General features: G+C 75.0%; 23 protein-coding genes. 14 read left to right on the top strand and 9 right to left on the bottom strand.

What is annotated here, in order from left to right:
* Positions 1-118: 118 nt before the first annotated feature.
* Positions 119-1288: a D-alanine--D-alanine ligase family protein gene (locus ACN9MS_RS13595; RefSeq protein ID WP_426309064.1), complete on the top strand. Its 1170-nt coding sequence runs from the start codon at positions 119-121 to the stop codon at positions 1286-1288.
* A gap of 24 nt (positions 1289-1312) precedes the next feature.
* On the opposite strand, the gene ACN9MS_RS13590 is transcribed toward ACN9MS_RS13595, so the two are convergent.
* Positions 1313-1867 carry a DUF3515 family protein gene (locus ACN9MS_RS13590; RefSeq protein WP_426309063.1) on the bottom strand — a complete coding sequence of 185 codons (555 nt, stop codon included), beginning with the start codon at positions 1865-1867 and terminating at the stop codon, positions 1313-1315.
* Positions 1868-1931: 64 nt separating this feature from the next.
* Between ACN9MS_RS13590 and ACN9MS_RS13585 the strand changes: the two genes are divergently transcribed.
* The gene (locus tag ACN9MS_RS13585; protein ID WP_426309062.1) at positions 1932-2963 is read left to right on the top strand and encodes a thiamine-phosphate kinase; all 1032 of its coding nucleotides are present in this window, start codon (positions 1932-1934) and stop codon (positions 2961-2963) included.
* A gap of 9 nt (positions 2964-2972) precedes the next feature.
* Here ACN9MS_RS13585 and ACN9MS_RS13580 read toward each other — a convergent pair whose 3' ends face one another.
* Both ACN9MS_RS13580 and rpmB read right to left on the bottom strand, forming a co-directional pair.
* Complete coding sequence (locus tag ACN9MS_RS13580; protein WP_053371462.1) at positions 2973-3488, bottom strand: GNAT family N-acetyltransferase; 516 nt, start codon at positions 3486-3488, stop codon at positions 2973-2975.
* 176 nt (positions 3489-3664) lie between these two features.
* Positions 3665-3856: a 50S ribosomal protein L28 gene (gene rpmB / locus ACN9MS_RS13575; protein WP_024840757.1), complete on the bottom strand. Its 192-nt coding sequence runs from the start codon at positions 3854-3856 to the stop codon at positions 3665-3667.
* Between the two features lie 322 nt (positions 3857-4178).
* Here rpmB and ACN9MS_RS13570 point away from each other — a divergent pair, with 322 nt between their 5' ends.
* From ACN9MS_RS13570 to rsmD, 3 genes are all read left to right on the top strand, one after another.
* A complete protein-coding gene (locus ACN9MS_RS13570; protein ID WP_426309061.1) occupies positions 4179-6065 on the top strand; it encodes a DAK2 domain-containing protein in 1887 nt (628 codons plus the stop codon).
* Entirely contained in the window at positions 6062-8320 is a 2259-nt protein-coding gene (locus ACN9MS_RS13565) for an ATP-dependent DNA helicase RecG (protein WP_426309060.1), read from the top strand. Before ACN9MS_RS13570 ends, ACN9MS_RS13565 begins: the two co-directional genes overlap by 4 nt.
* 111 nt (positions 8321-8431) lie before the next feature.
* A complete protein-coding gene (gene rsmD / locus ACN9MS_RS13560; RefSeq protein WP_426309059.1) occupies positions 8432-9064 on the top strand; it encodes a 16S rRNA (guanine(966)-N(2))-methyltransferase RsmD in 633 nt (210 codons plus the stop codon).
* A gap of 172 nt (positions 9065-9236) precedes the next feature.
* On the opposite strand, the gene ACN9MS_RS13555 is transcribed toward rsmD, so the two are convergent.
* Complete coding sequence (locus ACN9MS_RS13555) at positions 9237-9980, bottom strand: GNAT family N-acetyltransferase (protein ID WP_426309058.1); 744 nt, start codon at positions 9978-9980, stop codon at positions 9237-9239.
* A gap of 87 nt (positions 9981-10067) precedes the next feature.
* Between ACN9MS_RS13555 and coaD the strand changes: the two genes are divergently transcribed.
* The 6 genes from coaD to mutM all read left to right on the top strand — a co-directional run bounded on the left by coaD (position 10068) and on the right by mutM (position 13903).
* Positions 10068-10568: a pantetheine-phosphate adenylyltransferase gene (gene coaD / locus ACN9MS_RS13550; RefSeq protein WP_426309057.1), complete on the top strand. Its 501-nt coding sequence runs from the start codon at positions 10068-10070 to the stop codon at positions 10566-10568.
* 23 nt (positions 10569-10591) lie between these two features.
* Positions 10592-11164 carry a hypothetical protein gene (locus ACN9MS_RS13545; RefSeq protein ID WP_426309056.1) on the top strand — a complete coding sequence of 191 codons (573 nt, stop codon included), beginning with the start codon at positions 10592-10594 and terminating at the stop codon, positions 11162-11164.
* A gap of 307 nt (positions 11165-11471) precedes the next feature.
* Complete coding sequence (locus ACN9MS_RS13540; protein WP_426311897.1) at positions 11472-11990, top strand: YceD family protein; 519 nt, start codon at positions 11472-11474, stop codon at positions 11988-11990.
* Positions 11991-11992: 2 nt separating this feature from the next.
* The gene (rpmF, locus tag ACN9MS_RS13535; RefSeq protein ID WP_021482203.1) at positions 11993-12187 is read left to right on the top strand and encodes a 50S ribosomal protein L32; all 195 of its coding nucleotides are present in this window, start codon (positions 11993-11995) and stop codon (positions 12185-12187) included.
* Between the two features lie 5 nt (positions 12188-12192).
* Complete coding sequence (rnc, locus tag ACN9MS_RS13530; protein WP_426309055.1) at positions 12193-12957, top strand: ribonuclease III; 765 nt, start codon at positions 12193-12195, stop codon at positions 12955-12957.
* A complete protein-coding gene (gene mutM, locus ACN9MS_RS13525; RefSeq protein ID WP_426309054.1) occupies positions 12950-13903 on the top strand; it encodes a bifunctional DNA-formamidopyrimidine glycosylase/DNA-(apurinic or apyrimidinic site) lyase in 954 nt (317 codons plus the stop codon). The genes rnc and mutM overlap by 8 nt, the downstream gene beginning before the upstream one ends.
* 79 nt (positions 13904-13982) lie before the next feature.
* Here mutM and ACN9MS_RS13520 read toward each other — a convergent pair whose 3' ends face one another.
* Positions 13983-14924: an NAD(P)-dependent oxidoreductase gene (locus tag ACN9MS_RS13520; protein ID WP_426309053.1), complete on the bottom strand. Its 942-nt coding sequence runs from the start codon at positions 14922-14924 to the stop codon at positions 13983-13985.
* Between the two features lie 225 nt (positions 14925-15149).
* On the opposite strand from ACN9MS_RS13520, the gene ACN9MS_RS13515 reads away from it, so the two are divergent.
* From ACN9MS_RS13515 to ACN9MS_RS13505, 3 genes are read left to right on the top strand one after another with little or no spacing between them, the layout of a single operon-like run.
* On the top strand, positions 15150-16637 hold the full coding sequence (locus tag ACN9MS_RS13515) for an APC family permease (RefSeq protein WP_426309052.1): 1488 nt from the start codon (positions 15150-15152) through the stop codon (positions 16635-16637).
* Positions 16634-17167 carry a hypothetical protein gene (locus tag ACN9MS_RS13510; RefSeq protein WP_426309051.1) on the top strand — a complete coding sequence of 178 codons (534 nt, stop codon included), beginning with the start codon at positions 16634-16636 and terminating at the stop codon, positions 17165-17167. The genes ACN9MS_RS13515 and ACN9MS_RS13510 overlap by 4 nt, the downstream gene beginning before the upstream one ends.
* A complete protein-coding gene (locus ACN9MS_RS13505) occupies positions 17164-18567 on the top strand; it encodes a dipeptidase (protein ID WP_426309050.1) in 1404 nt (467 codons plus the stop codon). Before ACN9MS_RS13510 ends, ACN9MS_RS13505 begins: the two co-directional genes overlap by 4 nt.
* A gap of 86 nt (positions 18568-18653) precedes the next feature.
* Here the strand turns inward: ACN9MS_RS13505 and cydC are convergent, their stop codons facing one another.
* From cydC to ACN9MS_RS13485, 4 genes are read right to left on the bottom strand one after another with little or no spacing between them, the layout of a single operon-like run.
* Positions 18654-20498, bottom strand: coding sequence for a thiol reductant ABC exporter subunit CydC (gene cydC / locus ACN9MS_RS13500; RefSeq protein WP_426309049.1), 1845 nt, complete (start codon positions 20496-20498; stop codon positions 18654-18656).
* Positions 20495-22261 (bottom strand): thiol reductant ABC exporter subunit CydD, encoded by a 1767-nt coding sequence (cydD, locus tag ACN9MS_RS13495; protein WP_426309048.1) that lies wholly within the window; start codon positions 22259-22261, stop codon positions 20495-20497. The genes cydC and cydD overlap by 4 nt, the downstream gene beginning before the upstream one ends.
* Positions 22258-23370 (bottom strand): cytochrome d ubiquinol oxidase subunit II, encoded by a 1113-nt coding sequence (gene cydB / locus ACN9MS_RS13490; RefSeq protein WP_389279723.1) that lies wholly within the window; start codon positions 23368-23370, stop codon positions 22258-22260. Before cydB ends, cydD begins: the two co-directional genes overlap by 4 nt.
* A 39-nt stretch (positions 23371-23409) precedes the next feature.
* Positions 23410-24924: a cytochrome ubiquinol oxidase subunit I gene (locus ACN9MS_RS13485; RefSeq protein ID WP_426309047.1), complete on the bottom strand. Its 1515-nt coding sequence runs from the start codon at positions 24922-24924 to the stop codon at positions 23410-23412.
* Between the last annotated feature and the right edge of the window lie 209 nt (positions 24925-25133).

The following is a 25133-nucleotide window of genomic DNA, read 5'->3' as shown; positions in this document are numbered from 1 at the left end:
TCGGCCGCGGGGGCCTCGAGAGTCGTGTCTTCCACGGCACTCCCAACGCAGGACGTCCCCGGATCGTTCCCGGTGGCGCGTCAGGTGCGCGAGCAGGCGTCCGGTAGGGTCGTCCGCGATGTCCAGCCAGAGCCCCGACCGGTCCGTGCCGTCCACCGACGAGCACCCCACCGGCGCGCCCCGCAAGCCCCGCGTCCTCGTGCTGTTCGGGGGCCGCTCGGGCGAGCACGCCATCTCCGCCGCGACCGCCGCGGGCGTCCTGCGCGCGATCGACCGGTCGCGCTACGACGTCGTCCCCGTCGGGATCACGCCGACGGGGGAGTGGGTCCTCGCGGCCGACGAGCCCGCGCGCTGGGAGATCACGGAAGGGCGCCTGCCGCAGGTCGAGCCGACCGGCGAGGAGGTGATCCTGCCCCTGTCGACCGGGCGCCGGGAGCTGCGCGTCCTCACCCCGGGCGACGTCCCGCGCGTGCTCGGCGAGGTGGACGTCGTCTTCCCGCTGCTGCACGGCCCCTACGGCGAGGACGGCACGCTCCAGGGCATGCTCGAGCTCGCCGACGTCCGCTACGTCGGCGCGGGCGTCCTGGCGTCCGCCGTCGGCATGGACAAGCACTTCATGAAGCTCGTGCTCGCGGGCGAGGGGCTGCCCGTCTCCCCGTACACCGTGATCCGCCCGGGCGCGTTCGAGCGCGACCCGGAGGCGTGGACGCAGACCGTCGCCGCCCTCGGCCTGCCGGTGTTCGTCAAGCCCGCGCGCGCCGGGTCGAGCCTCGGCATCTCCAAGGTCGACGACCTCGCGGACCTGCCCGCCGCCATCGCCGCCGCGCAGGCGCACGACCCCAAGGTGATCGTCGAGGCGGGTGTCGTCGGCCGGGAGATCGAGTGCGCCGTCCTCGGAGGCCGTGGGGGCGCGCGTCCGCGCGCGTCGCTGCCCGGCGAGATCGTCGTGACGGGCGAGGCGCACGACTTCTACGACTTCGAGGCCAAGTACCTCGACGAGGCCGGGGTCGAGCTGTCGTGCCCCGCCGACCTGCCGGAGCACCTGGTCGAGCGGGTGCGCGAGATCGCGGTCCGCACGTTCGAGGCGGTCGGCGCCGAGGGCCTCTCGCGCGTCGACGTCTTCGTCACGCCCGACGAGCAGGTCGTCGTCAACGAGATCAACACGATGCCCGGCTTCACGCCGTTCTCGATGTACCCGCGCATGTGGGAGAAGTCGGGTCTGAGCTACCCCGAGCTCATCGACGAGCTCGTCGCGCTCGCGCTCGAGCGCCCCACCGGCCTGCGCTGACCCGTCTGCACCGGCCCGGCTGGCTCAGCCCACGTCGGTCGTGCCGACGCACGCGCGCGTCTGCGGGACCTCCATGACCGCGCGACCCAGGTCCGAGATGAACGCCGTCGAGTGGCCCTCGGTCACCGCCGGCGGCACGACGACCTGCACCGCGGGGTCGCGACCGTAGGTCGTGAACGTCCACGTGCCCTGGTCCTCGACCACGAGCCAGTCCACGGTGCCGCCCTCGGACTCGACGCTCTGGCACGCCGTCGTCGTCGGCCCGGGCACCTCGACGCCGCACCGCAGCGTCACCGCTGCGCCCGGCTCGCCCCAGGCCGCGGTGGCCTGGCTCGTCGTGCCGACCTTCGCCAGGTCCTCGCCGAGGGTCTCCGGCAGCGCGAGCACGACGTCCGCGCACAGCGGGTTCTGGGCGTCGTCCGCCACCGGGACGCCGATGCGCGGCGCGCACGCGGCCGTGGCCGCGACGACGCCGAGGAGCGCCGGCACGGCGAGGGCGCGGGCGAGGGGTCGCGAGCGGCGGGGCGGTCGCGCACCGGGGGAGGTGGACGGCGAGGCGGGAGGGACGGCGTCGAGCACGCGACCACCGTAGCGGCCCGCGGAGGGTGCCCGTGACCGCCCGGGCGGCGACTAGGGTGGCGGCGTGAGCGAGACGCCCCTGCTGGTCCGCGACGTGCCCGAGGAGGCGCTCCTCGCCCGGATCTTCCCCCTGCTGCCCACCGCGCCGACCACCCTCGTCGGACCGGGGGACGACTGCGCCGTCGTCGCGGCGCCCGACGGCCGCTACGTCGTGTCGACCGACGTCCTCGTCGAGGACCGGCACTTCCGTCGGCGCTGGTCGTCCGGGTACGACGTCGGGTGGCGGGCCGCGGTGCAGAACCTCGCCGACGTCGTGTCCATGGGCGCGCGCCCCGCGGCGCTCGTCGTGTCGCTCGTCATGCCCGGCGACCTGCCGGTCGACTGGGTCACCGGCCTGGCGCGGGGGCTCGCCGACGCGTGCACGCCGCTCGGGGCCGCGGTCGTCGGCGGGGACCTGTCCGGGGGCGACCAGGTCGTCGTCGCGGTCACCGTCCACGGGGACCTCGAGGGCCGCGCCCCCGTGCTGCGCTCCGGCGCCCGGCCGGGCGACGTCGTCGCCCTCGCGGGGTGCCTGGGCCGGTCAGCGGCGGGTCTCGCGCTGCTCGACGCCGACCGGGCGGACCTCGACGACGCGCTCGTCGTCGCACACCTGCGTCCCGACCCTCCGCTCGCCGCGGGTCCCGCGGCCGCCGACGCCGGCGCGACCGCGATGATGGACGTGTCCGACGGGCTGCTGCGGGACGCGGGCCGGATGGCGCGGGCGAGCGGCGTCGTCGTGGACCTCGAGCTCGCCGCCCTGGGCGCGGACCGTGACCGGCTGCGCGCGGCATCCGCTGCGCTCGACGGCGTCAGCGGGGACGGCGCAGGGGTGGCGGACGGCGACGCACGGACGGACGTCGGCGACCGCGCCGAGGGGTGGGTGCTGTCGGGAGGCGAGGACCACGCGCTGCTCGCGACGTTCCCCGCCGACGCCGGCGTGCCCGACGGGTTCCGGGCGATCGGCACGGTGCGCACCGTGGACGGTGACAGCGCCGGCGTGCTGATCGACGGCCGGGTCGCGCACCGCGCGACCGGGTGGGACCACTTCCGCGCGTGAGCGCGGCGGTCAGCCCCGGCGGTAGCGGACGGCGGTGAGGTCCTTGCCGCCGATGTCGTCACGGCGCTCGACGCCGTCCGGCGTGAAGCCGTGGCGACGGTAGAAGCGGCGCGCGCGCTCCGCGTCCTCGAGGACCCAGAGCGTGACGGTCGTGCCGGGGCGGACCTCGCCGAGCATGGTGCGCATGAGGTCGCGCGCGACGCCGCGGCCCCAGGACTCGGGGTCCAGGTAGATGGCGAAGATCTCGAGGTCGCCCGGCTCGGCGTCCTCGTCGCGGCTGGGGCCGAGGGTGGCGAAGCCGATCGTGCGGCCGTCGGCGTCGGCGAGCCACGTGCGGGCGCCGGGGGTGGCGAGGCTCTGGACCCAGTGCTGCTCACGCTGGTCGTGGTCCAGGGAGGCCAGGTACTCGTCGGGCACGATGCCCGCGTAGGCGCCTCTCCAGGACGCGATGTGCACGGCCGCGATGGCGCTCGCGTCCGCGGGAGCGGCCGGGCGGATGGTTACCTCGCTCAGTTCCGTCACCATGCACAAAGACTGCCACCGCGGCCCGGATCCGCCAAACCGGTTTGTCCTGATCTTCAGGAGATCTCCGCATCTCGGGGAGCGGCATGACGCGGCCGGGGCCGGGGTGCGAGGCGCACAGACGACGAGAGCGCCTGCCGGGATCCGGCAGACGCTCTCGTCAGGAAGTCTCGCGATGCTCAGGCGGGACGGGTGACCTTCCCGGCCTTGAGGCAGGAGGTGCACACGTTGAGACGCTTGGGCGTCCCCGCGACCACGGCGCGCACGCGCTGGATGTTCGGGTTCCAGCGGCGCTTCGTCCGGATGTGGGAGTGCGAGATGCTGTGCCCGAAGCCCGGGCCCTTGCCGCAGACGTCGCAGTTGGCAGCCACGGTTTCTCCTGATCGTCGTGCACGTCGCGCACGCAGCGGCGACGTCCTGAATGGTCTGTAGGGTGTCTCGCCCGGTGTTCCTCGGCGGCTCCTCGACGGTGTCGAGGGCGCGCGAAGCACCCGGGCAACCTCGTCAGGGTAGCCGATCCGAGGGCCTGAGCTCAAACCGGGCGCTCGTCACACCCTCGGGTGCCCGGGGTGGCCCACCGCGCGCCCCGACGCCGCGCGCGGTTGACTACCGTGGTCCCGACGGCCCACGGTGCCGTCCGACCGTCCGGCCGCCCGGTCCGGTCGTCCCCCGAGCGCGAGGAGCCGGTCCGACGTGAGCCCCGGAGCCGACGTGGTCGACGCCGCCGTCGTCGTCGCGTGGGGCCGCGGCGGCGTCCGCGCGCTCGCCGCCGCGCGCGAGTCGCTCGACCGCGTGAACGTGTTCCCCGTCGCGGACGCCGACACGGGCACCAACATGTACCTCACGCTCGTCGACGCCGTCCGGGCGCTGCCGGGCGGTGACGCGGCGGGGGCCGCGGAGGCGGGCGCGGCGGGCGGCGCCGGCGACCTGCTCGTGCGGCTGGCCCGTGGCGCGCTCGTCGGGGCGCGCGGCAACTCGGGCGTCATCCTCAGCGAGTACCTCCGCGGGATCGCGCTCGCGCTCGCCGAGCACCGGACCGTGACCGGTGCCGCCCTCGCGGCGGGCCTCGAGCGCGCCGCCCGCACCGCGCGCGGCGCGGTCGCCCGTCCCGCACCCGGCACGATCCTCACGGCGGCCGACGCCGCGGCGCGCGCCGCGGCGACCGCGTCGGAGGGGCCCGGCGCCTCCTCGCCCGCGGTGGTCGCGGCCGCGGCCCGGGACGCGGCGCGTGCCGCGGCCCTGCGCAGCACCGGTGAGCTCGACGTGCTCGCCCGGGCGCAGGTCCTGGACGCCGGAGCCCTCGGCCTCGTGCTGGTCCTCGGCGCGCTCGTCGCGGCGCTCGACGCCCGTGTCGCCGGGAACGACCCCTCGGCCGCCGCGTCCGCCCCGGGGTCCGCGCCCGGCGCGCCCGACGACGCCGCGCCCGCCGGGGCGGGCGTGTCGGAGGTGCTCGGCATGATGGCCGGCATGGTGCCGGTGCCGGGCTCGCCCGGTGACGCGGGCGCCGGACCGCGGTCCAGGCACGAGGGGGGCGAGTTCGAGGTGATGTACGTGGTCGACGTCCCGGTGGGCGGTGCGGAGCACCCTGCAGGCGTGGCCGTCGGGGACCCCGCCGAGCCGCTCCGCGCGGAGCTCGCGCGGATCGGCGACTCCGTCGTCGTGGTGGGCGGGCCGGGCGACGACGGCTCGGGCCTCTGGCAGGCGCACGTCCACACCGACGACCCGATGGCCGCGGTCGCCGTCGGGCGAGCCACGCTCGCGACCCTGCGGTCCGCGCGGGACGGCCACGAGGTCCGCGTGCCGTCCACGGCCGGTGCCGACGTCGCACTGCGCCAGGTGCGTGTCCGCCACCTCCCGGGACCCCACGAGCCGGGCCACGCCCCGGACGCCGCTGCCGCCGGGGCGCACGACGCCCGGACCGGTGCGTCCGCCGTCGCCGACACCCCCGGGGTGGTCGCGGTGACCACGGCGCCCGCGCTCGTCGCGGACCTCGCCCGGGCAGGGGCCGTCGTGCTGCTGCGGGAGGCTCCCGGCCCCCTCGACCTGACCGCCCTGCACCGCGTCGCGGTCGACGCCCGCGCGTCGCACGTCGCGCTCCTGCCCGGCGCGGACCTGCGGGAGGACGACGTCGATTCCCTGCGCGCGACCCTGCGCGACGACGGGGTCGAGACGCTCGAGGTGCTGCCCGCCGTGACCGACCTGCACGTCGCGGTGGCGCTCGCCGCCGCGCAGCTCGTGGAGCCCGGTGGCGCGCAGCGGCTCGAGGCGGCCCGGTCGGCCCTCGACGCCGCACGGTGGGCTCGCCTCGACACCGCGGGCGTGCCGGCCCCGGCGCTGGCGCAGCGACTGACGGACCTGCTCGGACCGATCCGGGTTCTCCTCGGGGCGCTCGTCACGGTGCTCGCCGACGACGACGTGCCGGGCGCGGCCCTCGACGCGCTCGCGGCGCACGCGACCGGGGACGGCGCCGAGGTCGTGGTCCTGCGCTCGGGGCGCGACGGCGGTGTCGTCACGCTCGCCGTCGAGGGACCGGAGGCCGCGGCGGACGACATCGAGGTCACCGTGGGGGCCGAGGGATGAGCGACCGCCTGTCCGAGCCGCTGACCCGCGCGGTCGGGACGCGCAGCGCGGGCCCGCTGGCGAAGCTGGGCCTCGAGACCGTGGGGGACCTCCTGCGGCACTACCCGCGTCGCTACGGGGACCCGGGCCGCCTCACCGACCTCGGCGGCCTCGCCCTCGGCGAGCACGTGACGATCGTCGCGCAGGTCCGCAGCGCGACGGTCCGACGCATGCGTAACCGTGCGGGCGCGATCCTCGAGGCGGTCGTGACCGACGGCCCGCAGCAGCTCTCGCTCACGTTCTTCGCCAAGAGCCCCAACGTCCTGCGCTACCACGAGCAGCGGCTCGCCCCGGGGCGGCACGGGCTCTTCACGGGGGTGGTCGGGCTGTACCGGGGCACGCGCCAGCTCACGCACCCGGACTACAAGATCATCGGGGTCGACGACGACGCCGAGGACGCCGAGAGCGCCGTGCTCGAGGCGAGCCGGCCCATCCCCATCTATCCCGCGAGCGCGAGCATCCCGAGCTGGAAGATCCAGCCCGCGGTGCGCACCGTGCTCGACCCCCTGCGCGAGGAGGACGTCCCGGACCCGCTCCCGGACGCCGTCCGCGAGCGCCACGGGCTCGGGACGCGGCTCGAGGCGCTGCGCGACGTGCACGAGCCCTACGACGAGAAGCAGTGGCAGCGGGGGCGCGACCGGCTGCGGTACGAGGAGGCGTTCGTCCTCCAGGCGGCGCTCGCCCAGCGCCGGGCCCGTGCCGCCGCCGAGCCCGCGACGGCCCGTCCACCCCGCGGACCGGGGGAGCCGAGCATCCTCGCCGACTTCGACGACGCCCTCCCGTTCACGCTGACGACGGGTCAGCGTGAGGTCGGGGAGGAGATCGTGGCGGACCTCGCGCTCGCGCGGCCCATGCAGCGGCTCCTCCAGGGCGAGGTGGGCTCCGGCAAGACGGTCGTCGCGCTGCGCGCCATGCTCCAGGTGATCGACGCCGGGGGGCAGGCGGCGCTCCTCGCCCCGACCGAGGTGCTCGCCGCGCAGCACGCGCGCACCCTGCGCGCGCTGCTCGGACCGCTCGCCGAGGGCGGGTTCCTGGGCGGCGCGGAGCACGGGACGCGCGTCGCGTTCCTCACCGGCTCGCTCGGCGCGGCGGCGCGCAAGGAGGCGCTGCTCGACGCCGCGAGCGGCGCCGCCGGGATCGTCGTCGGCACGCACGCGCTGCTGTCCGAGAACGTGCAGTTCGCCGACCTCGGCCTCGTCGTCGTGGACGAGCAGCACCGGTTCGGCGTCGAGCAGCGCGACGCGCTCCGGGCCAAGGCGCGGACTGCCCCGCACCTCCTCGTCATGACGGCCACCCCGATCCCGCGCACGGTCGCGATGACCGTGTTCGGCGACCTCGAGACGTCGTCGCTCACGGAGATCCCGGCCGGGCGCGCCGGCATCACGACCCACGTCGTGCCGGCCGGCAACGAGGCGTGGATGGAGCGCACCTGGGCGCGCGTGCGCGAGGAGGTCGACGCCGGGCACCGCGCGTACGTGGTGTGCGCGCGCATCCACCCGGACGAGCCGGACGCGGAAGGACCGCCGAAGGGGACCGACGACTTCGACGAGGTGCCCGACTTCCTCCTCGACCCCGACGCCCCGGACTCGTCGGACCGCGCACCCCTGCGCGCCGTGCTCGAGGTCGCCGAGGAGCTGCGCGGACACCCGCGCCTCGCGGGGCTCGAGGTCGGGGTGCTGCACGGGCAGATGCCGCCGGCGGACAAGGACGCCGTGATGGCCGACTTCGCGTCGGGCGCGGTCCAGGTGCTCGTCTCGACGACGGTCGTCGAGGTCGGGGTCGACGTGCCCGAGGCCACCGTCATGGTCGTGCTCGACGCGGACCGGTTCGGCATCTCCCAGCTCCACCAGCTCCGCGGGCGCGTCGGCCGCGGCTCCGCGGCGGGGCTGTGCCTGCTCGTCTCGACGGCGCAGCCCGGCACGCCCGCCGCGACGCGCGTCGAGACGCTGGCCCGGACGACCGACGGGTTCGAGCTCGCGACCGTCGACCTCGAGCTGCGCAGCGAGGGCGACGTCCTCGGCGCCGCGCAGTCGGGGCGCGCGAGCTCGCTGCGGCTCCTGCGCGTGGTCAAGGACGCGGACGTCATCGCGACCGCGCGTGCCGACGCGGCCGTCGTCGTGGCGGAGGATCCCGACCTGACCGGCCACCCGGCGCTCGCCGACGCGATCCGCGACCAGCTCGACCCCGAGCGCGAGGAGTTCCTCGAGCGCGCGTGACGGGGGACGGCGACGGCTCCGCGCGCCGCCGTCCGGGCGTGCCCCGGCAAGGTGCGTCCCGGCGGGGTGCCGCGTGCGTCGCGACCCTCGGCCCGTGCGTAGGGTGGGCGCGTGACGAGGATCGTGGCGGGAACAGTCGGCGGGCGCACTCTGCAGGTCCCGCCCCGCGGTACCCGCCCGACGAGCGAGCGCGTGCGGGAGGCGATCTTCTCGCGGCTCGAGCACCTCGGCGTCGTCGACGACGCGCACGTGCTCGACCTCTACGCAGGCTCGGGCGCGCTCGGTCTGGAGGCCGCGAGCCGCGGCGCTGCCGACGTGACGCTCGTCGACTCCGCCCGGGTCGCCGCCGACGTCGCCCGACGCAACGTCGCCGCCCTGGGGCTCAGCGGCGTCCGGGTCGTCGCCCAGCCGGCCGAGACGTTCGTCGCCGGCGTGGCGGCGGAGGCGACGCAGCGGGCGGCCCTCGGCGGCGCGGACGGGACACCGGCCGGTCGCGCGGGCCACGGCCCGTACCACCTCGTGCTCGTCGACCCGCCGTACGACGTGACCGCGGAGGCGCTGGAGCGCGTCCTCGCCCACCTCGCGGTGCCCGGCGTCCTCGACCCGGCCGCTGTCGTCGTCGTCGAGCGCTCGACCCGCACCCCGGAACCGACCTGGCCGACCGGCTGGGAGCTCGTGGCGCACAAGGACTACGGCGAGACGGCGGTGTACTTCGTCGGCCCCGAGCTCCCCGACGAGACGTAGCGCGCCACCACGCCGGAGGACCTCGCCCTGCCGGGACAGAGCCCTCGCTCAGGCCGAGCATGCGGCCGTCGCTCGTCCCCGGCGCGGAACGGGCAGCACCACGTGTTCAGCGGGCGGCGGTCGTCTGCTGAAGCGCTCCTCGGCGGGCGGGTGGCCTCGGCGGACGCCGCCGTCAGGCGCGGGGCGCGTGGGCCTCGTCAGGGGCGAGGAGACCGACGGGGACGGCCGCGAGGGCGGCGGGGTCGGCCGGGTCGACGAGCGCGACGCGGTCTCCGGACGCGGCGTCGAGCAGGCGGCGGGTCGCGGCGTCGTCCGCCAGGCTGCCCTCGCTCGCGCGGAGGTTCTCCGCGAGGAACGCGTGCAGCGGCGCGGCGGGGACGACGTCGGGGGTGCCCCGCCCGAGGGGGAACGACACGAGCAGGAGCGCGGGCACGCGCTCGCCGCCGGGGCCGTCGCCGGGCTGGAAGTAGGGGAGCGCGAGGACGCGGGCGCCGAGGCGCGCGTAGAACCGCAGCCGCGCGACGGGGTCGCCGTGCGCCTCGCTGCCGACGTGGTGCGCGGGGTGCTCGACCTCCCCGACGACGAGGAGCGGGTCCAGGGCGCGCCAGTCGTCGAGGGCAGCGGCCACGAGCCGCCCGCCGACCCCGCCGCCGCGCCGACCGGGCGCGATGGCGAGGTAGAGGACGAGGAGGACGCGCGCGTCGGGGAACCACTCGCCGACGACGCCGGCGACGACACGGCGGTCCTCCACCACCCCGAGGCTGCGCAGACGTCCGCTCGCGTGGTCGTCGAGGAGCTCGTCGAGGTCCACGAGCTCGGCGGGCGGGAACGACGGCGCGAGCACGTCGCGGTGGAGCGAGCGCACGAGCTCGGGCGTCGTGAGCGGGACGACGGCGGGTTCCTCCGGGGCGGTCACGCGGACCATCGTCGCGCGCGACGCCGATCCGCGCCCGCCCGGTCGTGCCGCCGAGGTCCGCACGGCCTCGTGTACTACCGTGACGAGGTGACCACAGCCGTCTGTCCCGGGTCGTTCGACCCGATCACCCTGGGCCACCTCGACATCGTCCGACGTGCCCGCGCGCTCTTCGACGAGGTCGTCGTCGGCGTCGCGCGGAACGCGTCGAAGTCGGCGCTGCTGGGGGTCGACGAGCGGGTCGCGCTGGCCCGTGCGGCGGTCGCCGACGCCGGGCTCGACGGGGTCCGCGTGGAGGTCGTGCCGGGGCTCCTGGTGGACTTCTGCCGGGAGATCGGCGCGGGCGCCGTGGTCAAGGGGCTGCGCGGTGGCGCGGACTTCGACGCGGAGCTGCCGATGGCGCTCATGAACCGGCACCTGGCGGGCGTCGAGACCGTGTTCGTCGCGGGCGACGCCGCGCTCCTGCACGTCGCGTCGTCGCTCGTGAAGGACATCGCGCGCTACGGGGGGCCGGTCGACGACCTGGTCCCCCCGGGGGTCGGGGACGCCGTCCGTGCGGCGCTGGCACGGGTGCAGGGGAGCAGCAGGTGAGCACGACGGGAAGGACCGGGTACGTGAGCGAGCAGCAGGACCGACGGGTGACGCACGAGGACCACGCGACGCAGGAGGCGCAGGTCGGGCTCAACGCGATCCTCGACGACCTCGCGCACCTCGTGGAGTCGGCGCGGGCGATGCCCATGTCCGCGTCGGTGCTGGTGCACAAGGGCGACGCGGTCGCGCTCCTGGACGAGCTGCGCGGCGCGCTGCCGGAGCAGCTCGCGCACGCCGACGAGGTGCTCGCCCAGGCGGACGCCGTGCTCGAGGACGCGCACCGGCAGGCGGAGGAGATCCTCACGACGGCGCGGGCGCGCGCGATCGAGCTCGTGCAGGCGGAGCAGGTCGTGGTCCAGGCCGAGTCGCGGGCCCGGGAGATCGTCGACGAGGCCGACGAGGCGGCGGCCGTGCTCCGGCGCGACGCCGACGACTACTGCGACCGCAGGCTCGCGGACTTCGAGGTCGACCTCGGCAAGCTGCTCGCGCAGGTCCAGGGTGGGCGCGCGAAGCTCGCGGACCGCCTCGGGGACCGGGTCGGCGAGGCGGAGGAGTCGCCGTTCCCCGCGACGATGCGCGAGCGCGCCGGGCGCTGAGGGTCGCGGGCCGCGACCGATCCGTGGGGCCGTCGTCCCGACGTCGGGATCCCGGCTCTTCGGGCGCGGAGGGCAGGTGGCGGTCGGGCCGTCGCGTGACGTAAGATCGATGTTTGGCTCGGCGCGTCACGCGTCGGCCTGTGCCTGGCAGTCGCCGTCGAGCGGCCGTCGGCCCCCGACCATCGTTGACCATCCGTCCGCGGGCGCCCACGCCCGCGGCCTGGCGATCCTGGAGTCCGCCATCACCGCCGAGAAGACGTCGCCGCTCGTGCTCGACACGCACGAGCTCGGTCGGCGACCCGGGAGCATGCTGACGGTCCGCCGGACCGTGCCTGCGCCGGCCGACCTCGGGACCGCCGTGATCGGCATCCCCGAGGGCAGCGAGCTCGAGCTCGACCTGCGTCTCGAGGCGGTCATGGAGGGCGTGCTCGTCTCGGGCACGGTGTCGGGCCACGCGGTCGGGGAGTGCGTGCGCTGCCTCGACACGGTCCGCGAGGACGTCACGGTCGAGCTCGGGGAGCTCTTCGCCTACCCCGAGCGCGCGAAGGCGGCCCACGAGTCGGGCGACGACCTGGAGGACGCCGAGGACGTCTACGACCTCGACGGCGACCTCGCGGACATCGAGCCCGCGCTACGGGATTCGGTCGTCACTGCACTACCATTCAGTCCGGTGTGCCGAGCGGACTGCCCGGGGCTGTGCTCCGAGTGCGGGGCGCGTCTGGCGGACGACCCGGGGCACACGCACGACCTTGCCGACCCTCGTTGGTCGGCGCTGGAGAGCATGTTCGACACCTCGAACGTGTCCGACGAGACGAAAGAGAGCTAGCCGTGGCTGTTCCGAAGCGCAAGATGTCGCGCAGCAACACCCGTGCGCGTCGTTCGCAGTGGAAGACGACCGCCGCGAACCTCACCACCTGCCCGCAGTGCAAGGGCGACAAGCTGTCGCACGCGGCGTGCCCGACGTGCGGTACCTACAAGGGCCGCCAGTACGCCGAGGCGCTGCGCACCGAGCACGCAGGCTGAGGCGCGTGGCACCGGCTGCACCGGCATCCGGTCTTCTCGAGAAGCTCGGGGTCCATCTGGACCCCGAGCTTCTCGTGCTTGCGCTCACGCACCGGTCGTTCGCGCACGAGAACGGCGGCATCCCCACGAACGAGCGTCTCGAGTTCCTCGGTGACACGGTCCTGGGCCTCGTCGTCACGGAGACCCTCTACCGCCGCCACCCCGACCTGTCGGAGGGCGAGCTCGCCAAGATGCGGGCCGCGACCGTCTCGCAGAAGTCGCTCGCCGCGATCGCTCGCCGGCTCGGCCTCGGCCAGTACGTGCTGCTCGGCAAGGGCGAGATCCGCACGCGCGGCAACGACAAGGACTCGATCCTGTCGGACACGGTCGAGGCGATCATCGGCGCGGTCTACCTGAGCCACGGGCTCGAGCCCGCGCGCGGCCTCGTGCTCCGGCTCGTCGAGCCGACGCTGTCGGCCGCCGCGGGGCTCGGCGCGGGGCTCGACTGGAAGACGTCGCTCCAGGAGGCGGCCGCGGCCGCGGGGCTGAGCGCGCCCTCCTACTCGAGCGACGCCGTCGGGCCCGACCACGCACGCGTCTTCACGTCGTACGTGCACCTCGACGGCCGGCTCTACGGGACCGGCAGCGGGACCGCGAAGAAGTACGCGGAGCAGGAGGCCGCCGAGCGCGCCTACCGGGCCCTGGCGACCGAGCGGGCGGAGTCGCGGCCGTCCGACGAGCACGCGACGGCGACGGTGACGGCGGAGGCGGTCGAGGACACCGGTGCCTGAGCTGCCCGAGGTCGAGACCGTCCGCGACGGTCTCGACCGCCACGTGCTGGGCGCGCGGGTCGTCGACGTCGAGGTGCTGCGCGACTACAGCGTGCGGCGCCACGACGGCGGCCCCGCCGACTTCCGGGACCAGCTCCTGGGCCAGCGCCTCGACGCGGCCGTGCGCCGGGGCAAGTTCCTGTGGCTCCCGCTGGCGCAGGCCGGGTCGACGAACGGGCCCGACGACGGCCCCGCGGCCGCCCTGCTGGCCCACCTCGGGATGTCGGGCCAGCTCCTCGTGCGCTCGGGGCCCGGCCTCGGCGAGAGGTCGCCCCACCTGCGCGTGCGGCTCGTGCTCGAGCCCGACGGCGCCGGTCCGGCGGGCGCTCTCGCGCTCGACTTCGTCGACCAGCGCACGTTCGGGCACCTCTCGGTCCAGGACCTCGTGCCCACTCCCGACGGCGCGCCGGGCGGGCTCGGCTCCGACCTCGCCGCCGTGCCCGGTCCGGTCGCGCACATCGGCCGCGACCTGCTCGACCCCGCCCTGCGGCGCGACGACGTCGTGGACGCGATCCGCCGTCGTCGGACCGGCGTGAAGCGCGCGCTGCTCGACCAGACCGTCGTGTCCGGGGTCGGCAACATCTACGCCGACGAGGCGCTGTGGCGCGCCCGGCTGCACTTCGCGCGCGCCACCGACACGCTGCGCCGCCCGGAGGCGCACCGCCTGCTCGACGCCGCCGCCGAGGTCATGACGGAGGCGCTCGCCCAGGGCGGCACGAGCTTCGACGCGCTCTACGTCAACGTCAACGGGCAGTCCGGCTACTTCTCGCGCTCGCTCGCGGTGTACGGGCAGGAGGGCGAGCCGTGCCCCCGGTGCGGCACGCCCGTCCGGCGCGACGAGTTCATGAACCGGTCGTCGTACACGTGCCCGCGCTGCCAGCCGCGCCCGCGCAACGGCCGCTGGTAGCCCGCCCCCGGCTCCGCTGAGTGCATGAAATAGTCGCGCCCGATCGACTCGGACGCGACTATTTCATGCACTCAGCGGGTCAGCGGGGGACGACGTTGCGGAGCTCGCGGCCCGCGCGGAGCGCGTCGAGGTTGGCGTTCACGAGGTCCGACGCGCGCTGGGGGCGGTTGCCCGCGACGTGCGGCGTGAGGATCAGGCGTGGTGCGTCCCACAGGGGTGACGTGGCGGGCAGGGGCTCGCTCTCCGTGACGTCGAGTGCGGCACCACCCAGACGGCCGTCGCGCAGCGCCGCGACGAGCGCCTCCTCGTCGACCGTGGCGCCGCGCCCGACGTTGACGAAGACCGCGTGGTCGGGGAGCTGGTCGATCCGGGCGGCGTCGAACGCGTGCCGGGTCGCGTCGAGGGCGGGGAGCAGGGAGACGAGCACGTCGGTCGTCGCGAGGACGTCCGGGAGGTCGTCGTCCGTCACGACGCGGAAGCCGTGGCGCTCGCCTCGGCTGCCCGCGACGCCGGTCACCTGGGCGCCGAGGGCGGCGAGCAGCGGCGCGAGGCGCGCCGCGATCGAGCCGAACCCCCAGACCGTCACGCGCGCGCCGTCGAGCGTGTACCGCGCGGCGGTCGCGGGGTCGGCCTGGGCGCGGTTGACGGCGGTGTCCCACCGGTGCTCGCGCTGCGCCTCCCCGAGCACGTCGAGCCGCCGCACCGCCGCGAGGACGAGCGCGAGCGCGTGCTCGGCGACCGGGCCGTCGTGCAGGGACCGGCCCGACGTGATGGTCACCTCGGGCCGGAACCCGGCGGCCAGCACGGCGTCCGGACCGGCCGCGAGCGTCTGGACCCAGCGCAGGCGGGTGAGCCGCGCGGCGGCGTCCGCGAGGTTTGCGGGGGTGTTCGCCCACGCCACGAGCACCTCGGCGTCGGCGTCCGCGGGGCTCAGGGGCGCCGCGGCGTCGTAGCCGACGACCTCGTCGCCCGGGCCGCCGCGCACGTCGAGGGCGATGGTGCTGGGCACGAGGATCTTCAACGCTGCTCCCGGGGTCGTCCGTCGAGGTCGCGGCCTCCCGGCGCGGGACGGACCGCCTCGCGAACGTATCACCGTGCCGGTCGCCTCTCCGGTGCGCTCGGCCCTCCCACCTGCGCTTCCGCAGGCGCGACCTGGCCCCCGGCGATATGTTCGCGATGTTCCGACGACGCGCCCTCCGCGCGCCGTCCCGGTCGGCCCCGCGGGGTCACGGCTTCGGGGGTGGGGATGGGCTCGTCCACGGGTGCGCCGACGCACGCAGAGGTGCGCGCGGCGATCACGGCACGGACGCCGAAGAACTACATCACCTGGCTCACGCTCGCGTTCATGATCACGTCGTCGGTCGCGAGCCTGCGCGCCGCGCCGACGATGGCGGTCTACGGCCTCGCGGCGGTGTTCCTCTACGTCGTCCCGGCGCTCGTGTTCCTGCTGCCGACGTCGCTCGTGTCCGCCGAGCTGGCGTCCGGCTGGTCGGGCGGGGTGTACCGGTGGGTCGCGGACGGCGTCTCGAAGCCGCTCGGCTTCCTCGCCATCTGGTGCCAGTTCGCGATGACGATCTTCTACTACCCGAGCCTGCTCGGGTACGTCGCGAGCACGTTCGCGTACGTCATCAACCCGAGCCTCGCGAGCAACGGGCTCTACGTGGCGATCGTCATCGTCGTGCTCTTCTGGACGGGCGTGTGGCTCTCCTCGCAGGGCACCAAGACGGTCGCCGGGCTGTCGAGCTGGGGACTGATCATCGGCACGCTCATCCCGGCGGCGATCCTCGTCGTGCTCGGCATCGTGTTCCTCGGCCAGGGCAACCCGTCGGCCGCACCGATGGACGCCCAGCACCTGCTGCCGGCCTGGACGGGGCTCGCGTCCCTGGTGCTCATCGTCAACAACTTCCTGTCCTACGCGGGCATGGAGATGAACGCGGTGCACGTGACGAGCCTGCGCAAGCCCTCGACGGAGTTCCCGCGGTCGATGTTCCTCGCGATCGGGCTCGTGCTCCTCATCTTCATCCTCCCGGCCGTCGCCATCAGCTGGGTGATCCCGGCCGACCAGCTCAGCCTCACCGCGGGCGTCATGCAGGCGTTCGACGCGTTCTTCGCCAACTTCGGCGTGAGCTGGCTGACGCCGATCCTCGGTCTCATGCTCATCGCGGCGTCCCTCGGTGGGATGCTCACGTGGCTCGCCGGGCCGTCCAAGGGCCTGCTCACGGTCGCGCGCGAGGAGGGCTACCTGCCGCCGTTCCTCCAGCGGCTCAACAAGCACGGGGTGCAGCAGAACATCCTCGTCACGCAGGGCATCGTCACGACCGGGATCGCGCTCCTCTACGCGTTCATCCCGGACGTGTCGAGCGCCTACTGGATCCTGTCCGTCATCACGACGCAGGTGTACCTCGTCATGTACCTGCTCCTGTTCATCGCGGCCGTGCGGCTGCGCCGTCGCGCACCCGACCACCCGCGCGGCTACCGCGCCCCGGCGCTCACGCTCCTGTGCGTCGTCGGGTTCTGCGCGTCGGTGGCCGCGATGATCATCGGGTTCGTGCCGCCCGCCCAGTTCTCGAGCGGGAACGTCGGCGTGTACGTGCTCATCGTGGGCGGCGGACTCGGCATCATCGGCCTGCTCGTCCCGGCGCTGTTCTACCTGCTGCGCAAGCCGTCCTGGAAGGACCCCGAGGCCGCGGCCATCGCGGCGGCGGACGAGGCGGGGGAGGGTGAGGCGGCATGACCTCGACACGCCCCGACCACGTCCCCGTGCACGAGCCCGAGCCGGTCTCGTCCAAGCGGTGGGTGACGTACACGGCCGCCGCGCTGCTGCTGGTCGCACTCGGCGCGGTCATGCTGATCGTCTTCGACAACGTGCGGTCCCACCGCGACGCGCGCGAGGCCGAGCAGAAGGCGGCCGAGCTGCACGACCGCTTCGCCGAGATCGGGATCACGGCCTTCAGCGAGGAGACGATCGCCGACGTCCTGGGCGACGACGGCGGCGGCTTCTGCACCGACCCGGCGGCGCTCGTCGAGGCGACGGCGAACCTCGGCGCCGCGAACGGGGCGGCCGGACCGGGGCTGCGCCCGTCCGTGCTCGACGAGCGTCGCCTCGCGGGCGACCGGCTCGTCATCGAGGTCTACTGCCCCGACCAGCTCGACGAGTTCGACGCCTACGTCGACTCGCTCGACCTCGACCCCGGCCGCACGACCGAGCCGGGCAGCGACGCCACCGAGGGCGCCGACGGCACCCCGACCGAGGAGGACGCATGAGCCAGCAGGGCACCGGAGCACGACCCGACGGCGCCGGTCACGTCGAGGAGGTGCGTGCCGCCGTACGGGGCCTCGTGCCCCGCGCGCTCGACGACCTGCGCACGCTCGTCGCCATCCCGTCCGTGGCCGACGAGCGCCTCTTCCCGCGCGCCGAGTGCGAGCGCGCCGCGCGGTGGGTCGCCGACGCGTTCCGCGCCGAGGGGATCGACACGCGCCTCGAGGTCACCCCCGACGGGTCGCAGGTCGTGCTCGGGCACCGTCCCGGCCCCGACGGCGCACCGACCGTCCTGCTCTACGCGCACTACGACGTGCAGCCACCCCTCGACGACGCCGCGTGGACGACGCCGCCGTTCGAGCTCACCGAGCGCGACGGTCGCCTCTACGGGCGCGGTGCCGCCGACTGCAAGGGGAACATCGTCACGCACCTCACCGCGCTGCGTGCCCTGCGCGCGCTCGGTGGCGAGGACTACCCGGTCGGCGTGCGGCTCGTCGTCGAGGGCTCGGAGGAGCAGGGGACGGGCGGCCTCGACCAGTGGGTCGAGGCGAACCCGGGGGCGCTCGCCGCCGACGCGATGCTCATCCAGGACACGGGGAACGCCGAGCTCGGCCTGCCGACGCTCACCGTGACGCTGCGCGGTGCGGCGAACGTCGTCGTCCACGTCGAGGCGCTCGAGGGCGAGATCCACTCGGGCATGTTCGGCGGGGCGGCACCGGACGCTCTCGCCGCGCTCGTCGCGGTGCTCGCGAGCCTGCGCGACGAGAACGGCGACACGACGATCGACGGCGTGCCGGCCGCCGTCGCGCACGGGACGTGGGACGGCGTGGCATACGACGAGGACCAGTTCCGTCACGACGCGGGCGTGCTCGACGGCGTCCGGCTCGTCGGGACGGGGAGCGTCGCCGACCGGCTCTGGGCGCGCCCGGTGGTGACCATCCTCGGGATCGACGCGCCGAGCGTCGTCGGCTCCGCCGCCGCGATCCAGCCCCGCGCCTCGGCGCGGCTCAACCTGCGCGTCCCGCCGGGCTCGGACGCTCAGGAGCTGCAGGACAAGCTGGTCGCCCACCTGGAGGCCCACGCGCCCTGGGGGGTGCGGGTGCGCGTGGAGCGTGACGCCGTCGGGCAGCCGTTCGCGGCCCGCACCAGCGGGCACGTCTTCGACACGCTCACGGCGGCGCTCGCGGACGCGTACGGGAGCGAGACGGTGACCGCGGGGCAGGGCGGCTCGATCCCGCTGTGCAACGTGCTCGCCGGGCAGTACCCCGACGCGGAGATCGTGCTCCTCGGCGTCGAGGAGCCGGCGTGCCTCATCCACGCGCCCAACGAGTCGGTCGCGCCGAGCGAGATCGAGACCCTCGCGGTCGGCGAGGCGCTGTTCCTCGCGCGTCTCGGCGAGGGCTGACGCGCTGACACCGTCCGAGATCGACCCGTACGTCACCAGATCGGCCCTCAGAGGGGCGATCTCGACCGTACGGGTCGATCTCGGGGCTACCCCGGTGCGGGTGCCTCCTGGTCGAGCGCCCACCGGTAGGCGGGGAGCCCGAGCAGCTCGGCGTGCGTCCCGCGCGCGACGACGCGAGCCGGAGCATCGTCCGGCGCACCGTCGGGGACACCGAGGAGCAGCACCTCGTCGACGGCCTCGAGCGCGCTGAGCCGGTGCGTCGCGAGGACGACGCCGCGCCGGCCACCTCCGGCCGACGCGGCCGCCGGCGCGCGGGTCGTCGCGACGAGGTGCCGCACGAGCGCGTCGGCGCCGGCCGCATCGAGGTGCTCGGCCGGCTCGTCGAGCAGCAGCAGAGGTGCGGGCGACAGCAGCGCCCGCGCGACGAGCAGACGACGACGCTCGCCTCCGGACACGGTCGTGGCGTCCGGGCCGAGCAGCGTCTCGACACCGTCCGGCAGCGCGGAGAGCCAGGTGTCCAGGCCGACGTCGTGCAGCGTCGTCGCGGCCTCCTCGGCCGTGACGTCGCCCCGCGCGACGCGCAGGTTCTCGAGCACCGTCGTGTCGAAGACGTGCGCGTCCTCGGTGACGAGCACGACGCCGCGCGCCGCGGCCTCGCGGGGGAGCGCGCTCGCCTCGGTCCCGTCGAGCGTCACCCGGCCCGCGAGCGCGGGGACGAGCCCGGCGGCGGTCGCGAGCAGCGTCGTCTTGCCGACGCCGGACGGTCCGACGACCGCGACCGCGCGCCCGGGGCGCAGGTCGAGGTCCACGCCCGCCACGACGACGCGCGCCGCGCCCGGCCAGCCCGCCGCGACGTCGTCGAGCGCGAGCGAGGTCTGCCCGGTGGACGACGGCTCCGCCGGACCGGGGACGGAACCGTCCGCGGCGCGGGCCGTCGCGGTGACGCGGGGTGCGGAGCCGTCGAGGAGCGCGACGACGCGTGCCGCTGCCTGGCGCGAGCGGTGGAGCTGGACGGCGGCGGCGGGCAGGGCGTTCGCGGCCTCGAACACCGCGAGCGGCGTGAGCACGATGACCGACAGCTCCACGGGCGCGAGCGTCCCGCCCGTCACCGCAGGGATGCCGAGCAGGAGGGACGCGAGCACCGCGAGGCCGACCGCGAGCGCGGCGATCCCGGCGGCCACCCCGGCGGGGCGGGCGCCGTCGTCGGTCACGCGGGCGAGGGCGCGGTCCGTCGCGCGCAGGTCGTCGAGGCGCGCGTCGAGACGTCCGGAGACGGCGAGCGGGCCGGACTGCTCGAGGATCTCGAGCGTCGTCGCGGTCATCGCCGCGCGCGTCGTCGCGCCGCGCGCCTCGACCTCACGCGCCGACCGTGCGGAGAGCCACGGCGCGACGACCGCGGCGAGGAGCAGGCACAGCGCGAGCGCGACGCCCGCGGCGGGGAGGAACGCCCCGACGAGCACCACGGACCCCACGGAGATCGCCAGCGCGACGCCCGCCGGGACGAGCGCGCGCACGACGACGTCGCCCACCGCGTCGACGTCCGCGCCGACCCGGGCGAGCAGGTCGCCGCGCCGCAGTCCGACGAGCGCACCCGGGGATCCCTCCGCCAGCGCGGTGTAGAGGTTGGCGCGCAGCGCGGCCATGCCGCGCAGCGCGACGTCGTGCGAGGCGAGGCGCTCGAGGTAGCGGAACACCCCGCGCGAGATGCCGAACGCGCGGACGCCGACGACCGCGACGGACAGCGTGAGGACGGGCGGCATCTGCGAGGCGCGCGCGATGAGCCACGCGGCGACGGCCGCGAGGCCGACGGCGCTCCCGAGCGAGAGCGTGCCGAGCACGACGGCCCACACGACGCGACGCCAGCGCACGTCGAGCAGCCCGACGGCGCGCCACAGCGGGTCGTCCGCGAGGCGAGCACGAGGACCGGTCACGGGTGCCTCCCCTCGACGGGCGCGGTGGCGGGGGCGAGCTCGACCGCGTCCTCGGGCCCGCCGTCCGCGAGAGCCGGCCGGTCGTTTAGCGCCGCCGAGCGGACCTCGACGACGTCGTCCGCGGCGCGGACGAGCGAGGCCCGGTGCGCGACGACGACGACTGTCCTGCCCTGGTCGCGGAAGGCCCGCACGGCGTCGAGCACGACCTGTTCCCCGCGGGCGTCGAGGTGGGCCGTCGGCTCGTCGAGCACGACGAGCGGGACCTGCGCGGGGTCGCCGAGCAGTGCTGCGGCGAGCGCGACGCGTTGGCGCTGGCCCACGCTGAGTCCGACGCCGCCGCGTCCGATCTCGGTGTCCCAGCCGTCGGGAAGGGTCGCGAGGACGGCGTCGAGCCCGGTGGTGCGGGCCGCGCGGTCCAGGTCCGCGGCGCTCACCGACAGCCCGCCGGCGACGACGTCGCGCAGACGGCCCGGGGCGAGCGCCGGGCGCTGGGGGAGCCAGGCCACCTGGGGCCAGACCGTCGCGGGGTCGACGTCGGCGAGGTCGAGCGGCCCGGCACCCGGAGCGGTCAGGGTGACCGAGCCCTGGTCGGGGCGGACGAGGCCGAGGAGGACGAGCGCGGTCGTCGTCTTGCCCGCCCCGCTCGGGCCGGTGAGGGCCACGACGCGGCCCGACCCGCCGAACCGGAGCGTGAGGTCGAGGTCGGCGGGCGCGAGCACGTCGCGATCGCCCGCCCGGACGCTCACGCCCTGCAGGGCCAGCACGGTGCCGACGAGCGCGGGCGCGGGGGTCGTCCCCGGCTCGGGGGCCTCCTCGTCGAGCACCGCGAACGCCTGCTCCGCCGCGGCGATGCCGTCGGTCGAGGCGTGGAAGTGGAGGCCGACCTGACGCAGCGGCAGGTAGACCTCGGGCGCGAGCACGAGCACCGCGAGCGCGGGCTCGAGCTCCATGCCGCCGTGCACGAGGCGCAGGCCGACGCCCACCGCGACGACCGCGACGGACAGCGTCGTGAGGAGCTCGAGGACCATGCCGGAGAGGAACGCGATGCGCAGCGTGCCCATGGTCGCGCGCCGGTTGGCCTCGCCGAGGGCGCGCACGCGCTGCTCCGGGCCGCGCGCGCGGCCGAACGCGAGGAGGGTCGGCAGGCCGGCGAGCAGGTCGAGGACCTGCGCGCCGAGCCGCTGCATGACGACCAGGCGCCGCTCCGACGTCCCGGCGGTGAGCCGCCCGACGAGCGTCATGAAGATCGGGACGAGGGGGATGGTCACGGCGATGATCACGGCCGAGACCCAGTCCAGGCCGAGCACGACGGCGAGCGTCGCGGGCGTGACGGTCGCGGCGAGCAGCAGCTGGGGCAGGTAGCGCACCATGTACGGCTCGAGGGCGTCGAGCCCGCGGGTCGCGAGCGTGGCGACCTCGGGGCCGCGCCCCGACGCGAGCCACCGCGGCCCGAGAGCCACGGCGTGCGTGACGACCTGCTCGCGCAGCTCGGCCACGGTCCGGGTCGCGGCGCGCAGCGCGAACCGCTCCTGCGCCCAGGACGTCGCGGTCCGGGCCGCGACGACCCCGGCGAGCAGCCCGACCCGCGGCCCGAGGTCGGCCAGGTCGGCCGTCCCCTGGATCGCCGGCGCGAGGACGGACGCGAGGACGACGGCCTGGGCGACCACCAGGGCCGCCGTGGCGAACCCCAGCACCGCCGTCAGGACGACGTACCCTCGCGCGGCCCGCGCGTGGCGCAGGAGCCGCGGGTCGAGCGGCTTCACGCGTCTCCCGACCCGCCGGTCCCGAGGTCGCGGCCCGCCGAGCCGCCGGAGGACGCCCCGCCGAACGCCGCCTCGCGGACCTTCTTGAGCGAGAGGCCGGCGGGCGCGGGGATGTCCTTGGTCGACAGGCGGCGCCGGAACACCCAGTAGGTCCACGACTGGTAGGCGATGACGAGGGGCGTGAGGATCACCGCGACCCAGGTCATCACCGTGAGCGTGTAGTCCGTGGACGACGCGTTGTGGATCGTCAGGGAGTTCGCGGGGTCGACCGCGGGCATGACGTCCGGGTACATCGACCCGAAGATGAGCACGACGGCCGCGACGATCGTCACCGCGGAGGCGGTGAACGCCCAGCCCTCGGCGCCCCGGCGGTTGGCGACGAGCGCCGCGACGAGGCCGCCGGCGGCCAGCACGACGGCCGCCCACGTCCACGGCACGGAGTACGCGACCTGGGCCCACACGGCCCAGCCGCCCGCGAGGACGAGCGCCGCGACGCCGAAGACCGAGGCGTGCTGGCGTGCCCGGGCGCGGATCTCGCCATCGGTCTTCAGGGCGACGAACACCGAGCCGTGCAGCAGGAACAGGCTCAGCGTGACGAGACCGCCGAGCAGCGCGAACGGCGACAGGAGCGAGAAGAACCCGCCCACGAACTGGTGGTCGGCGTCGAGCTGCACGCCGCGCACGAGGTTGGCGAACGCGACGCCCCACAGCACGGCGGGCACCCAGGACCCGACCTGGATCGCGACGTCGCAGCGCCGTGCCCAGCCCTCGTCACGGATCTTGCCGCGGTACTCGAAGGCCACGCCGCGCACGATGAGCGCGACGAGGATGAGCAGCAGCGGCAGGTAGAAGCCCGAGAAGAGGGTCGCGTACCACTCCGGGAAGGCGGCGAAGGTCGCGCCGCCCGCGGTGAGCAGCCAGACCTCGTTCCCGTCCCAGACGGGGCCGATGGTGTTGATGAGGACGCGGCGCTCCTTCTCGCGGTGCTCCTTGTCACCGCGCGGGAGGATCGACAGCAGCATGCCGACCCCGAAGTCGAAGCCCTCGAGCACGAGGTAGCCGGTCCACAGGACCGCGATGAGCACGAACCAGACGACGGCGAGATCCACGGTGGTGTTCTCCTGAGATTCTGGACGGGTCCGGGCGCGTCAGTACGCGAAGGACAGCGGTCGGTCTGCGGCCTCGGTGCCGTCGTCGGGCGGCTCCTGCGCCTCGGGCGACTCGTCGTGCACGACGAGCGGCACGCCTTCGATCGCGTAGCGGCGCATGAGCGTGAACCAGACCGCGGCGAGCGCGCCGTACAGGAGCGTGAACACGATCATCGACGTGAGCACGACGCCGGGGCTCACCACGGTCGACACGCCCCGTTCGGTGAGCAGGCGGATCTGGTCGATGCCCGTGGGGTTCGGGGCGACGACCCACGGCTGGCGGCCCATCTCGGTGAAGATCCAGCCGAACGAGTTGGCGAGGAACGGCATGGGGATGGCGATGAGACCGACGCGCGCGAACCACGTGTTGTCCGTGACCCGGCCCTTGCGCGTGAGCCACAGCGCCATGAGCGCGAGGAGCACGGAGCCCGCGGCCATTCCGATCATGAGCCGGAAGGACCAGTACGTCATCGCGAGGTTCGGCGTGTACGTGACGGGGTCGCCGGCGGCCGTGACGTCGCCGTAGCGCTCGGTCATCTGCTCCTGGACGTCCTCGACGCCCGGCAGGTAGGACTCGGGGCCGGAGAAGTGGCCGGTGCCGAGGTAGGACGCGAGGCCCGGGATCTCGATGAGGTGCGTGACGTTCTCGCACGAGTTCGACAGGTCGCCGATCGTGAGGATGGAGAACGCGGCGGCCTCCTGCCCCTGGCACAGCGCCTCGGCGGACGACATCTTGCCGGGCTGCTGCTCGTACATGATCTTGCCCTGGATGTCGCCGGAGACGGCGACGCCGATCCCGCCGACCAGCATGGCGATGACGCCGAGCGTGACCGCCGGGCGGTAGACGTCGCGCGCGAGCTCGACGTTCTCGGCCTTCCTGGTGCGCACGAGCCGGACCATCCACCAGGCGGCGATGCCCGTGACGAACGTGCCCGCGGTGAGGAAGGTCGCCGTGATCTGGTGCGGGAACGCGGCCCAGAGGGTGTTGTTCGTGAGGACGGCGCCGATGTCGTTCATCTCGGCGCGCCCGGTCTCGGGGTTGAAGACCGCGCCCACGGGGTGCTGCATCCACGAGTTCGCGGCGAGGATGAAGAACGCGGAGAGGTTGGTCGCGATCGCCACGGCCCAGATGCACGCGAGGTGCACCTTCTTGTTGAGGCGGTCCCAGCCGAAGATCCACAGCCCGAGGAACGTCGACTCGATGAAGAACGCGGCGAGCGCCTCCATCGCGAGCGGGGCGCCGAACACGTCGCCGACGAACCGCGAGTACTCGCTCCAGTTCATGCCGAACTGGAACTCCTGCACGATGCCCGTCACGACGCCGAGGGCGAAGTTGATGAGCAGGAGCTTGCCGAAGAACTTGGTCAGGCGCAGCCACCGCTCGTTGCCGGTGCGGACCCAGGCCGTCTGCATGATCGCGACGAGGGGCGCCAGCCCGATGGTCAACGGGACGAAGATGAAGTGGTAGACGGTCGTGATGGCGAACTGCCACCGGGCGAGATCCAGGGCTTCCACGTGCGCTCCTCGGGGGGCCGACGGGTCGGCGGGCTTCAGGGGGAGGTGCTGAGCTACGACGCCGGTCAGAACGGTCCGGAGGAGGACCGCCCGTGCTCCGACGGTAGGCCCAATCTGCCCCATCGGCAGGGCGGGAGATGACGCCAAGTGCTGAAAACACGCCGCTTGTGACTATGTTCACAAGCCTCCGGGACCATGGTCCTGATCTG

The sequence above is a fragment of the Cellulosimicrobium sp. E-16 genome (assembly GCF_049913115.1).
Taxonomy (GTDB): Bacteria; Actinomycetota; Actinomycetes; order Actinomycetales; family Cellulomonadaceae; genus Cellulosimicrobium.
This window is presented reverse-complemented; position numbering and strand designations above follow the sequence as displayed.